General features: G+C 54.2%; 12 protein-coding genes. 8 read left to right on the forward strand and 4 right to left on the reverse strand.

All coding sequences use genetic code 11. The annotated features are described in order from the left end of the window. Positions 1 to 274 precede the first annotated feature (274 nt). The 4 genes from ACI2JH_RS01985 (at position 275) to ACI2JH_RS02000 (ending at position 6,902) form a co-directional block, all read left to right on the forward strand. Positions 275 to 1,054 carry an NYN domain-containing protein gene (locus ACI2JH_RS01985; RefSeq protein WP_404735270.1) on the forward strand — a complete coding sequence of 260 codons (780 nt, stop codon included), beginning with the start codon at positions 275 to 277 and terminating at the stop codon, positions 1,052 to 1,054. 124 nt (positions 1,055 to 1,178) lie between these two features. Further along, a complete protein-coding gene (locus tag ACI2JH_RS01990) occupies positions 1,179 to 3,839 on the forward strand; it encodes a class I SAM-dependent DNA methyltransferase (RefSeq protein ID WP_404735271.1) in 2,661 nt (886 codons plus the stop codon). Continuing rightward, the gene (locus tag ACI2JH_RS01995; protein WP_404735272.1) at positions 3,832 to 5,748 is read left to right on the forward strand and encodes a DEAD/DEAH box helicase; all 1,917 of its coding nucleotides are present in this window, start codon (positions 3,832 to 3,834) and stop codon (positions 5,746 to 5,748) included. Before ACI2JH_RS01990 ends, ACI2JH_RS01995 begins: the two co-directional genes overlap by 8 nt. Beyond that, a complete protein-coding gene (locus ACI2JH_RS02000) occupies positions 5,745 to 6,902 on the forward strand; it encodes a GIY-YIG nuclease family protein (RefSeq protein ID WP_404735273.1) in 1,158 nt (385 codons plus the stop codon). The genes ACI2JH_RS01995 and ACI2JH_RS02000 overlap by 4 nt, the downstream gene beginning before the upstream one ends. A gap of 59 nt (positions 6,903 to 6,961) precedes the next feature. Here ACI2JH_RS02000 and ACI2JH_RS02005 read toward each other — a convergent pair whose 3' ends face one another. From ACI2JH_RS02005 to ACI2JH_RS02020, 4 genes are all read right to left on the reverse strand, one after another. After that, positions 6,962 to 7,153: a hypothetical protein gene (locus ACI2JH_RS02005; RefSeq protein WP_404735274.1), complete on the reverse strand. Its 192-nt coding sequence runs from the start codon at positions 7,151 to 7,153 to the stop codon at positions 6,962 to 6,964. Positions 7,154 to 7,758: 605 nt separating this feature from the next. Further along, on the reverse strand, positions 7,759 to 8,433 hold the full coding sequence (locus ACI2JH_RS02010; protein WP_404735275.1) for a hypothetical protein: 675 nt from the start codon (positions 8,431 to 8,433) through the stop codon (positions 7,759 to 7,761). Positions 8,434 to 8,482: 49 nt separating this feature from the next. Beyond that, entirely contained in the window at positions 8,483 to 8,887 is a 405-nt protein-coding gene (locus ACI2JH_RS02015) for an H-NS family nucleoid-associated regulatory protein (RefSeq protein ID WP_180846062.1), read from the reverse strand. 68 nt (positions 8,888 to 8,955) lie between these two features. Continuing rightward, a complete protein-coding gene (locus ACI2JH_RS02020; RefSeq protein WP_204304842.1) occupies positions 8,956 to 9,309 on the reverse strand; it encodes a hypothetical protein in 354 nt (117 codons plus the stop codon). Positions 9,310 to 9,810: 501 nt separating this feature from the next. On the opposite strand from ACI2JH_RS02020, the gene ACI2JH_RS02025 reads away from it, so the two are divergent. The 4 genes from ACI2JH_RS02025 (at position 9,811) to ACI2JH_RS02040 (ending at position 12,746) form a co-directional block, all read left to right on the forward strand. Next, on the forward strand, positions 9,811 to 10,443 hold the full coding sequence (locus ACI2JH_RS02025; RefSeq protein WP_404735276.1) for a phosphatase PAP2 family protein: 633 nt from the start codon (positions 9,811 to 9,813) through the stop codon (positions 10,441 to 10,443). Between the two features lie 94 nt (positions 10,444 to 10,537). Continuing rightward, complete coding sequence (locus ACI2JH_RS02030; RefSeq protein WP_192083724.1) at positions 10,538 to 10,864, forward strand: hypothetical protein; 327 nt, start codon at positions 10,538 to 10,540, stop codon at positions 10,862 to 10,864. Between the two features lie 81 nt (positions 10,865 to 10,945). Beyond that, positions 10,946 to 12,055: a polysaccharide biosynthesis/export family protein gene (locus tag ACI2JH_RS02035; RefSeq protein ID WP_101099069.1), complete on the forward strand. Its 1,110-nt coding sequence runs from the start codon at positions 10,946 to 10,948 to the stop codon at positions 12,053 to 12,055. 1 nt (position 12,056) lies between these two features. Next, on the forward strand, positions 12,057 to 12,746 hold the full coding sequence (locus ACI2JH_RS02040; protein WP_223181626.1) for a YjbF family lipoprotein: 690 nt from the start codon (positions 12,057 to 12,059) through the stop codon (positions 12,744 to 12,746). Positions 12,747 to 12,775 lie beyond the last annotated feature (29 nt).

The following is a 12,775-nucleotide window of genomic DNA, read 5'->3' on the forward strand; positions in this document are numbered from 1 at the left end:
GTTTGTCATGCAGATCCATGCTCCAGGTTTAGGGCCAATTAGCACTCTATAGAACGGCGAATGAGGGGGCCGGTCAGGCTATCCTACTCAAATGTTCGGCCTTCAGAACTCCACTTCAAACAAACGCCAGACGCCATAGCCGCTGGGGAGTTATACACCTATTACAGAGGGCCGTATTGGACGCCAGAGGATCGATTGGAACCAGCTCATCCGCGTGAGATAGTGCTGGTCCGGCATCGGCAGGATGCCTGGACCCAGACAAGGAAGAGCAGGCATGGCACAGCAACAGCAAGATGCAACCGTCGCGGTCATGATCGACTGCGACAACGTGGCCCCAGCGATCATCGATTTCGCGCTTTTGATGGCAGCTCAGGCGGGTCGTGTGATCCTTCGCCGTGGGTATGGCAACAAAGCTACGCTCAGCAATTCCTGGGAACAAGCGTTGGTCCGTCAGGCGTTCACCCCATGCCTTCAATACCAATACGCTTCAAAGAAGAATACAGCTGACATTGCGCTTGCTCTTGATGCTCAAGAAGCACTGTTCGACAGGCGTGCAGAGGTCTTTTGCTTGGTAACGAGCGACTCGGACTTTGCATATCTCAGCCGCAGACTGAGAGAACGCGGCGCTACGGTTTTCATTGTGGGCGAAGCAAAGACCCCAGATGCACTGCGCAATGCGTGCGACCGGTTCTTCGAATGGAGCCCCGAACAAGCTGCTGCACAAGCACCTGACGCAGAGACTCCGGAAGCCAAACCTCGGGCCCCTACACAACCCAAATCTGTCGCTGCGCCCACCCCGTCTGCCAAGATCAAGCGTAGGCCACGATTCGTCGTGGAAGCTGTCTCCCTCCTGGCCGCAGGCACGCCTGACGGGAGGGTCAGCGTGAGTGCCTTGAGCCAGTATTTGAAGCGTGCCGACTCAGCCTTTTCGCCCAGTGCCTACGGGCATTCCGGGCTTGTAGACATGTTAAAGACCTACGATCTGCTCACTCCGCACCTTGAGGAGGGTGGACATTGGACAGTGAGCCTGGCTCCAGAGCCTGATGCTCCCTGACAGTCCTGGTAGGACGGCCTGATGAGCCTGCCACAGGACCACCCCAAGCGGCATAATTGGCGACATAGCAGACACGCCACACAACTATTTTGGCCGCCAGAGGACCTGGCGGACAGGGGGAAGTATGAAAATTGCAGAGATTGGAGAGTCTGTCCGGCAGCTGGTGCTTGCGCCGAATCAGGATCGATTCCTATACGAACTACTGGCCGCATATGGACAGCCAAAAGCCTCGATCACTCGGCTCGAGAGTAAGGACAAGGGGAGCTACAACCTCTCCACCATCGACGGTGCCGTGCTATGGAAGAAGAAGGTCCTCTATGCGACCACGCCGCTTGATGATGTCGAGAGCTACGCAAAGGTGCTCATTTCTTCTCAGGCCACAGAAAAGCATGCACCGCGATTTGTCATCGTTACCAATTTTGCGCGCCTCTACGCTCGTGATACAAAGACTGGTGAAGAGCTAGATATTTTCTTTGTTGAACTTCCTAAGCATTTTGACTTCTTCCTGCCCTGGGCAAATATGGAGAAGGCCACCGTTACACCTGACAACCCGGCCGATGTAAAAGCAGCCGAAAAGATGGCGAAGCTGTTCGACCTTATAAAGTCGGACAACCCCACGCCTGATGCCAAGTCAAATCATAGCCTAAATGTTTTTCTCTCCCGCCTCCTGTTCTGCTATTTTGCAGAAGATACCGGAATATTCAAAGACAAGCTTTTCACCAATAAAATCCAGTCGCAAACATCGAAAGATGGAAGCGATGTTCAAGAGTATTTGGACAAGCTGTTTGAAGCATTGAACACGGAGGACAGGAAGTCAGTTCCTGATTTCTTACTTGAGTTCCCCTATGTCAATGGCGGACTATTCGCCGACAAACATCCATCCCCCGCCTTCCGAGCTAAGTCACGCGCAATTCTAATCGAATGCGGGGCAGAGCTCGACTGGTCGGAAATCAATCCAGACATTTTCGGCTCAATGATCCAGGCTGTCGTGGATGTGGAGCATCGCAGCAACATGGGCATGCACTACACATCTTTTGACAACATTATGAAGGTGATCGAGCCCCTCTTTCTTAACGACCTCTACGCCAACTTCGAAGCGAATAAACAAAACCCCAAGAAGCTTCATGAGCTGCTCGCTCGAATTAGAAATATTAAAATATTCGACCCGGCATGCGGTTCAGGCAACTTCCTGATTATCGCTTACAAAGAAATAAGAAAGTTAGAAATGGAAATTTTTAACCAAATTGCAGTTCATAGCAAGCAAAGTGATTTGGGGCTATCAGGCATCAAACTTTCCCAGTTCTATGGAATAGAGCTCGACGATTTTGCGCACGAAATCGCTACGCTGGCTATGTGGCTAGCAGAACATCAAATGAACTTGGTCTACGTGAAGAGGTTTGGGAAGTTTATGCCGACGCTTCCGCTTAAACCAAGCGGAAAATTTATCTGCGAAAACGCCCTGAGAACAGAGTGGAAGGAAGTGTGCGACCCCGCTGATTCTGAGGTATACATCGTTGGCAACCCACCCTACTTGGGCGCTCGAAACCAAGATGAAAGCCACAAGGCCGACCTAGCCCTAGTGTTCAACGGCAGCGATGACTACAAGGATTCGGACTACGTAACTGGCTGGATGCTTAAAGCTGCCGAATATATCGAAGGCCGAAATGCTCGATTCGCCTTTGTAACGACCAACTCCATTTCTCAGGGTGAGCAGGTTTCATATCTGTGGCCTAGGATATGGCGAAAGGGGCTGGAAATATTCTTTGCCCAGCAGAGTTTCAAGTGGGGCAATAGCGCAAAGAGAAACGCCGGCGTTGTTTGCGTCATAGCGGGCATAAGAAATTTCAGCAAAGAACCGAAATATATCCACACAAATGGGCTCATCACGCGAGTCCAGAATATCAACGGCTATCTCACCGATGGCAAGAACATAACTGTTGCGAAAACAAAAGAGAGGATTTCCAATCTTCCGGCAATGATGATAGGAAGCATGGCTAGAGATGGCGGGAACCTCATCATGAGCGATGAAGAGATGAGGTCCATCACTGACGCCCACCCCAATTCTCTTCCGCTATTCAAAAAGCTTACTGGAACCACTGAATTCATCAAAGGGACAAATCGTTGGTGCTTGTGGATCGAAGATGAAAATCGCATCTTAGCCGAATCCATAAAGCCAATCAGAGATCGAATTGCAGCGGTAAGAGCCTTCCGATTCGAATCAAAGGCGAAGACCACAAATGAATACGCGAAAATTCCACATAAATTTGCGCAGCGGCTTTATGAAGAGCGCGACTCCATTGTTGTTCCGTCGACAACTTCTGAGCGAAGAAAATACATCCCTATAGGCTACATGGGGCCTGGCGTTGTAATCACGAACTCTGCCAATGCAATTTATGATGCTTCTCCATTCGTATTTGGGCTAATCTCATCTCTAATGCACATGGTTTGGGTGAGAGCTGTTGCCGGAAGAATGAAGACCGATTACCGCTACTCGGTTGCACTTTGCTATAACACTTTCCCCTTTGAAACCTCCGATACCACCAAGATCAAAGCAATCACGGAATGCGCTTTGAAACTCTTGTCTGTCAGGGAATTTTACTCAGACAAAAGCATTGAGTTCCTGTATGACCCAGAAACCATGCCTCCTGAACTTGTTCGGGCTCATGAATTGCTGGATAAATCAGTTGATGCCGCCTATCGATCGAAGCCTTTCCTTAATGAGGAAGAACGGCTTGAACATCTATTGGCAACATACGCACTAATGACAGGAAGGTCAGATGCCTAATATTGTTGAAGTCAGTTACGGTCAGACAGGCGAAAGCACAACCACCAACTCGCAAGGTATGCGTGAGATGCAAGTTCGGGCATACAATGCTCGAGATAGCCAATACTTGCTATTGAAGGCCCCACCCGCCTCCGGCAAGAGTCGGGCGCTAATGTTCTTGGCGCTCGACAAGCTCTACAAGCAGAACATCCGCAAGGCAATTATTGCCGTTCCAGAGCGGTCCATTGGCTCGTCCTTCTCAAGCAAAAAATTGTCCGAGGACGGTTTTTTTGCAGACTGGGTTGTTGAGCCTCACAACAACCTCTGCACACCAGGCGGCGATGGAAGCAAGGTTCAGGCCTTCATTCGCTTCATGGAAGGCGAAGATCGTGTCATCGTCTGCACACACGCCACACTCCGCTTTGCATTCGAGGCCATGCAAGAGGAGATGTTCAACGATTGCTTGCTCGCAATCGATGAGTTCCACCATGTCTCAGCCGATGAAGACAGCAAGCTCGGCTTCCTTCTTCGATCAGTGATGCAAAAATCCACTGCACACGTTGTCGCGATGACAGGATCGTATTTCCGGGGTGACAGCGTTCCTGTGCTCCTTCCAGAAGACGAAGCCAAGTTCACTAAGGTCACCTACAACTATTACGAGCAGTTGAATGGATACACCCATCTGAAATCACTTGGCATTGGCTATCACTTCTATCAGAACAAGTATCTGACGGCGATTGGCGATGTTCTAGATACAGACAAGAAAACAATCATCCATATCCCCACCCCGAGGTCCGGCGAGTCAACTCAGGATAAGTATCAAGAAGTTGATCGGATCATCGACACCATTGGCACGGTGGAGTTCCAAGACTCGTCCACTGGCGTCATCCATGTCAAACGAAAGCATGACGGTAGGATCATTAAGGTCGCTGATCTTGTCCATGATTCCAAAGACCGGGATCGGATCATGGGCTACCTGCGCGAAATCAAGTCGCCCGAAGATCTTGATCTCATCATTGCGCTAGGCATGGCCAAGGAGGGCTTCGATTGGTCCTTCTGTGAGCATGCCCTGACGGTCGGATATCGGGGATCGCTCACGGAGATCATTCAGATCATTGGGCGCTGCACACGGGATAGCAGCAACAAGAAGCACGCCCAGTTCACGAACCTCATTGCTCAGCCTGATGCCCAGGATGACTTGGTCAAGCTGGCCGTCAACAACATGCTCAAAGCGATCACCTGCTCTCTTCTGATGGAGCAAGTGCTCGCACCGGTCTTCAAATTTAAAACAAAGGTCAGCGAAGACGACACGTCTGGCCCGGGTGAAGTGAAGATTGGTGGTTTCAGAGAGCCATCCACCAAGCGCGTCAGAGACATTATTGACGCCGACCTCAACGACATCAAAGCCAGGATCTTGCAGGACGATCAAATCGTCAAAGCTCTTCCTGGCGGCATCGACCCAGAGGTCATAAATAAGGTCATGATCCCCAAGATCATCCGCATGGCCTACCCTGACCTGTCAGATGATGAAGTCGAGGAAGTTCGTCAGCAGGTGGTGGTCGACTCAGTCGTCAAGAGCGGTGAATACAAGGAAGATGGTGACAAGCGCTTCATCAAAATGGCTGGGAAGTTCATCAACATCGATGACCTCCACATCGACTTGATTGATCGCATCAACCCCTTCCAAGCCGCGTTCGAAATCCTTTCGAAGTCGGTGACTGTCGGGGTGTTAAAGACGATCAAGGAAGCAATCGAAGCAACACGCATCGCAATCACGGATGATGAAGCTGTGTTGTTGTGGCCAAAGATCAAAGAGTTTAATCGGATCAACGGGCGACCACCAAACCCCGATTCAACCGATGCTCTTGAAGTTCGCATGGGCCAAGCCTTGATCTTCCTGCGTAACGAGAGGCGCAAAGAAGGCCTATGAAGCGTGAGATACTGATCCAGCTCATCGGAGACGATGAGCTTGGTCTACTTAAAGTTAAGTCACGAGTTCCTGAGGCAATGACTCAGGACGAACGCCTCCTGAGTGCTTTCAAAGAGATCGAGGAGTTCGTCAAAGCCAACGGCCGCACCCCTGAGCCAAACAGCCACGACATGCACGAGTTCAAGCTCCATAGTCGTCTAAGCGGTATCAACGACAGCCCTGCAAAGGCCGAAGCGCTCAGGCCTATCGACAACCTGGGGCTCATTAAGCGTCCCGTGGAGACCATCACCGACGTTCTCGATGACGATGACATGGGCCTTCTAGATCACGACCCAGAGAGCATCTTTACCCTTCGCAATGTGCCCGCGCACATTCAGATGCCAGATCGCATTGCGTCAAGAAGGCCCTGTGAGGACTTCGACGCCTTTGAATCACTCTTCCTTGAATGCCAGAAAGAGCTGAAGGCCGGCATCAGGGAAATGCGCTCCTTCACAGGCGAACAGCAAATCCAGTCAGGTCACTTCTTCGTCCTCAACGGAGTGATGGCCTATGTGGCGGAAGTAGGCGAGAAAGAGATCAAGAACAAAAAGGTTAACGCGCGCCTGCGTTGCATCTTCGAGAACGGCACAGAGAGCAACATGCTGCTTCGCTCTCTCGCAACGGAACTTTACAAAGACCCAAATGGTCGTCGTATTTTGGATCACAACGACAAGGCCTTAGAAGAGCTGGATCTGATCAAAGAAGATGATGTAGAGACTGGTTATATCTACGTCCTCAGCTCGCTTAGCGACCGGCATGATGTTCGTGGCATCGATCACCTCTACAAAATTGGCTACTCCACCGTTCCGGTGCCTCAGCGGATCAAGAATGCCAAAAGGGAACCAACCTATCTGATGTCAGGCGTCAAGATAATCTCCGCCTACAAGTGCTACAACCTCAATCCACAAAAGTTTGAAAGCTTGCTTCATACCTTTTTTGGCAAGTATTGCTTAGACGTGCAGGTGGTTGATGACCTGGGCAAGAAGCACACTCCGCGGGAGTGGTTCATTGCACCGTTACCTGCCATTGAGATGGCGGTGCAGCTTTTAATCAACGGTGAAATTGTTCACTATCGATATGATGGCGATACACAACAGGTCATCGAGCGAGTGTAGTTCGATGAGCCGTGGAGACCCAGGCGGTTGCCTGGGTCTGCTCACTAATGGCCGAGGCGTTATCTGGCGATGCCCTTAACTTCCTCAATTTTGCTCCAGTGCAGGAACTCGATGTCCGGATGCTCACAGTAGATGCTATCCAGCGTGAACTGGACGACACCCGGACTTGCACCGTGAACAATTAGTGTAACGACAGCCTTGTCTTGCAATGTTACTTGATACTCTTGCCCCAACGATAGTTTGATTTGCATGTAGTGTTCCTTCTATTATTGAACTACATGCTTATTTATAGCTCGTGCAACAAATTGTCGAAGCACACTTTTTAGCGACCTAATCTAAGCAAGGCAGTGCGGACTGCCTCTCGGACTCTCTGACCGAATGGGCTTCTAGCAGTGGACCAACGAAGGGTCTTCGCGAGCTTTAAGCTATTAGGCGTCTGCTGACGCCTGCAATCCACAACGATTCCGGGTGGCTTGCCAAAGATTTGATGCCCGTGGGAGGCAGCAACATAGCGCCATGCTCTCTCGTGATCTTCAGCTTCAAGCTGTGTGCCCTGAATCGTCGATAGGTGCTGGAACTCGAAAGCGCGAGGCCAACCACCAGCGATTGACTCGTGCTCCTTGCGCCTGCGTTCCATATCAACCGTCTGGCCGATGTAGACTGCCCCACTTCTAAATTTGAGAGCGTATAGATGCCGCTCTCTTGCATGATATTTCTGATCTCGCTTATGTCGCACTGGATCTCCTGATTTGCTGAGGTAGACCCAACAAAACAGAAAATCCAGAATTGGCAATAATTTAGGTATTTATAATTCCGTCACACCTGGTGTCTACCAAGTGAACTTGGGTAGGTGCAATCACCTTCTTACCGTTGAAGCGTCAAGCTCTGCCCGATCAGCGAGCGCTTTGCTTTGCGCCTGCTCTCGATCCAGCCATTGGAGCTTCTGCCGATGCTTGGCTTCAAGATGCTTGCGGTAGGCCTCAATGTAAGCGGCCTTTTCTTCATGCACCGCCCAGGGCTTCTCAATTGCCCTTTCAGGCGTAAGGGCGACGATACGACATCCAGTCCGTAAGGTATCTGACAAGAGCTCGTCTGAGACAGAGGTGATCAGGCTATTGCAAAGAACAACCGGTCTGCCGGTAATCTTGTCTTTGAAGACGATAAAGAGGTTTGGGCTGGGACGAAGATCGAGTCCAGCGCTGCCTTCGATTTCCTCTTCTACCCCGCTCTTTTTCTTTAAGACCGTTGCCCACCATCGCAAGATCTGATCTTTGCGAGCTGTGTGGCTTTTGGACAGGAAGAAAGGATCATCATATTTCTTTCGGGCTTCTCGCAATGCACTGCTTGTGATACCCAAGAAGAAAGCAGTCATGGATAGGGTCAACAAAGCATCACCGCCCATCTCATGAAGCTTCTTGCGCACCGATGCATAGTCCTGAGTCGCCTTTATCCTTTTGCGCTCCTCTTTATCTGCGAAGAGCGACTCCAACGCGTTCTTGAAGCCTTCTGCCTCAGCTTTCTCGTTTGTCATTCTTGGCATATAAAAAAGCCGACATTACTGTCGGCTTTCCGAGCGTTAATTAACCGGGGAACTTCGGGAACTTTTCGTCCGGATGGGCTGCTTTCCATTCTTTGTAAGCAGCGGAGCCTTCCCAAGCGGCGAAGGCGCGCGGAGTCCGACCACGGCCGCTCCACGTTTCCTGGGTATGCGGCAGCCAGTATTTCTGCGCAACTTCCTTCCTGGAACCAGACGACTTTTTACCAGTCGAAGAAGTAGCGTTGAAGTGATTGGCGATTTCAGACTTCTGCTTGGCAGAGAAGAAGTGACCAAAACGATTCAGAAGCTCCGAGACATTTGCGAAAGCGCTCGATGCTTCTTCTTCCATCAACTTGACTTCTTGCTCTTCAAGCTTCTTCAGCTCTTCAGCCAGCTTGGCTTTGGCGGAAGCGATAGCTTCAAGAGTGGTGCCCGGTGCTTTGCTCATAGTGTTCTATTTGTTGGAGAGTGATAGACCGATCTGATCCTATCAACGCACCTTTATTGGATCAACGTTTATTTGATGGAGAGTGTCGATCCCTGCAACTCTTTTCGCTCTCGCTCCGCTTTACTGAGTGCGAAGTCTCGCTCTAAGGATGCAATTGCTTGCATTGAGGCACCGGCAAGCTCATCGGCGAACTCTGGCTCACCAATGGAGCGGAGAACCTGTTCCCAGAAGTCACTGGCACGAACGAACGCAATTCGGGGACCAATCGCTGACTTCCGCCGACCAATGGGCTTTGAATGATCAACGGTGGGAACCACAGGAGCCGGATTGGGCGAAGGTTCCAAGATCTCGGCAAGAGCTTCAATTGGGAGTTGCAAGTGCCCGTCGATCTTCCTGGCACCCGGGTAGCGGCCCGACTTCATGCCTTCCCTGATTCGCTGCACCACCCCGCGTGTTGACTGCCCACGGAGCACATGAGCGACTTCTTCGGGGCTTAGTCCGTAGCGGCCCGGGTAGCCCTCCCGCAACCACTTCAATGAGGCTTCTGACATAGCACCACGGCTCTTCGACAAGCGGTCTAGATTGCCAGCTTTCGAAGCCGAGCGGCGGCACAGCAATGCATGCTATGGCTGTGGCAATCCTGTGGCAGAACGCCAGTGTTTCATGATGTTTCTAGGTGTGTTTTGATGCATTGGAGCGTCAACCCCACTCCACGCGCCTTTACAATTCAATAACTTGCAGGAGGATGGCGAAAGCCCTCTTCCTTAGGAGGGGGACGCTCTATCCAGCTGAGCTACGGGGCCAGATCGAGGGTGTGAAGGATACAGCCTGAGCGCACGCAGGACTACCACGTAAGGGCTATGGTCAGCTGGGCGGTGCAACTGCGCCGTATTCTGTGCCACCCCACCCGGTGCCTCCCCTGCATGCCGTCCACGTGGCACCTCCTTTCAATCCTGGGCGACAGCCGTTTACTCGTACCGGCAGCGCTGGTCCTGATTGTCATGGACTGGCATCGGGCCAGCCGCTGGCACCTGCGATGGGCGGTCACGCTCTGCGTCATCGGCGCCATGGTATTGGCCTCCAAACTGGCCTTCCTCGGCTGGGGCATCGGTTCGGCGCGCCTTGATTTCACCGGCATCAGCGGCCACGCAGCCGTTTCCGCTTCTATATGGCCGGTGCTGCTCGCGGTTTGCATGCCAAGGCGTAGCGCGCCCTGGGTCGCAGTGGCCGGCTTGCTGCTCGCAGCGGTCATTGCTTACTCGCGCTTGCCGCTGAACGCGCATTCCTGGTCGGAAGTAGCGAGCGGATGGCTGCTCGGCGCGTTGGGCTCGGCATGGACATTGCGACGGCTTGACGCGACCGCCCCCGCATCGCCCAGATGGCTTGCCGCCGCGCTCATCGCAGGCGCGTTCATGCCGGTTGCCTTTCCCCAGGCGACTACGCACGAGGCCGTGGTGCGTCTGGCCACCGTGCTGTCAGGAGCGAAGAAGGCCTACGTGCGAAGCGCGCTGCATGAGAAGTCCGTCACAATGCAACGTAAAATGCTGACGCCATAAGCCTTTCATGTCGTGATTGCCTTGACAGGCATCCCGCATGCCCTGACCATAGGGGTGTTCAAATCCCCCCAGACGGAGTAGGAGACCCCGTTTTATGAAGAAGATCTTTGCAGTACTGGCCCTCGTCGGCCTGTCTTCCCCCGTCCTGGCTCAGGATGCACAGGTTGAGCAGTCCTCGACCACCACCAGCGCCGAAGTTGCAGGCGCAGAAGCCGGCGGCTACTCGACGGTCGCCATCGCCAGCACCGTTGTGGCAGCGATCGCAACCGGTGCGGTCCTCTACAGCATCGGCGGCGACAGCTCCAGCGGTGAGAATGATGCTGGCGGCGGCGGTGGCGGTGGTGGCGGCGACGGCGGTGGTGGCACCGGCGGTACGGGTGGCACCGGCGGCACTGGCGGTACCGGTGGCACTGGCGGCTGATCCGCAGCCCGCTTGAATCCCAGCCCTCGCCGGGCAATGCTTGGCGAGGGTTTTTTTTGCCTGCTGGAACCAGATAGATCCATGAAAACCAAGCTCTCCTGCCTTGCTGTCGCCCTCCTTGCGTCCGCCACTCTCTCCGGCTGCCTGCTGGCCCCCGGGCAGCACCTGCGGCAGAGCGATGTATCGCGCTCGCAGCGCAGCGACGACGGCCGCCTGGAAATGGTCACGATCACGCCGAAGCTGATCGCCATGGACCGCGCAACGCAGGCCGAGCAGGTACTGCCGGCCGATCTGTTCGACTACCAGCCGCAGGATTATCGCGTTGGGGTTGGTGACGTTCTGTATGTCACCGTCTGGGATCACCCGGAACTGACGGTGCCGGCAGGCTCGCAGCAGCAGGGCAATCTTGCCGGGCGCCTGGTGCAGAGTGACGGGTCGTTCTTCTATCCCTACATCGGCAAGGTGGTTGCCCGCGACAGGACGCCCGTGCAATTGCGCGAGGAAATCACCCAGCGCCTGGCCAAGTACATCGAGTCACCGCAGGTTGACGTGTCGGTGCTCAACTACGGCAGCCAGCGCATCTGGGTTACCGGCGCCGCTGAACGCTCCACGCCGATCTCACTGGGCACCTCACCGCTGACACTTGCCGATGCGATCAGCCAGGGCGGCCTCAACCCCACCCAGGCCGACCTGTCCGGTGTGCGTCTTAGCCGCGCAGGGGTCACCTATACGATCAACCTGGAAACACTGGCCAATCAATACGGCGGCCGCCAGCTGTACCTGAAGGACGGCGATTCGATCTTCGTGCCTTACCTGGACCGCAAGGAAATCTTCGTTGTTGGCGAAGTGAACCTTCCGGGTGCCTACAGCTTCCGCACCGGCGACGTCTCGCTCAACCAGGCCCTGGGCCGGGCACGCGGCTTGACCCAGGCCACTGCCAACGGCAACGCCGTGTACGTGATCCGCGGTTCGCACGACCTGATCGCCGAACCGTCGATGGTCTACCAGCTGGAGGCACGTTCGCCGACCGCTTTTGCCGTGGGCAGCCAGTTCATGCTGCAGCCGGGCGATGTCGTGTTCATCGGTGCAGCCGGCGTTACCCGTTGGAACCGCTTCGTCAACCAGCTCCTGCCTTTCACCAGCATCCTGTACACCGCCGCGCGGACGGAAAACGAAGTCGGAAGCAACTGACATGATGGCCCGTAAGGCCTCGCAGCGCGCTGCCTTGCGCAGCTGGCGCGCCATCCCACCGCTTGTCGCCGGATCTGCGCTGGTGTTCGCGCTGGCCGCCTGTACATCGGCCAGTCGCTCCACCAGCGATTCGTTCCGGCTGCTTTTCAACCGTGACGTTGAAGCCACACCTGCGCAGGTCGCCGCCAACCGCTATCCGCAGATCCAGCTGCGCGCCCCGGACATGAGCGCGGTCATGGTGCTCGGCTATGTCGATGATGGGCAGCAGGTCTGGTACGCAGGAAGGGAAGCGGTGTTCCACCTGGACCGCGATGGCCTGGTGACCTCGACGTCCGGCAACGGTCGACAGATCGCCAGCCGCATCGTCGGCGATTCGCCGTTCCACGACCTCGCGAAGGTCACCACGCCGGTGAAGGTGCAGCGCCAGTACGACGCAACCCCCGCCTATGCGGTGTCGGTGCCGGTCACCGGGACACTCACCCGCCACGGCACGGACAAGGTGGAAATCCTCGGCAGGCAGATGCAGCTGGTGCGTTTCGAAGAACAGCTGCAAGGCGGGGGCATCGGTTCCACCAACCTGTACTGGGCGGATGCGACGACCGGTTTCATCTGGAAGAGTCGCCAGCACCTGGCGCCCGGCTATGCCGTGGAACTCACCCAGCTCAAACCCTACCGCACGGCGCAGGACTGAATGATGATGTTTCGCAGTGCGGCAACGCT

The organism is Stenotrophomonas sp. NPDC078853 (genome assembly GCF_044901215.1).
Taxonomy (GTDB): domain Bacteria; phylum Pseudomonadota; class Gammaproteobacteria; order Xanthomonadales; family Xanthomonadaceae; genus Stenotrophomonas; species Stenotrophomonas lacuserhaii.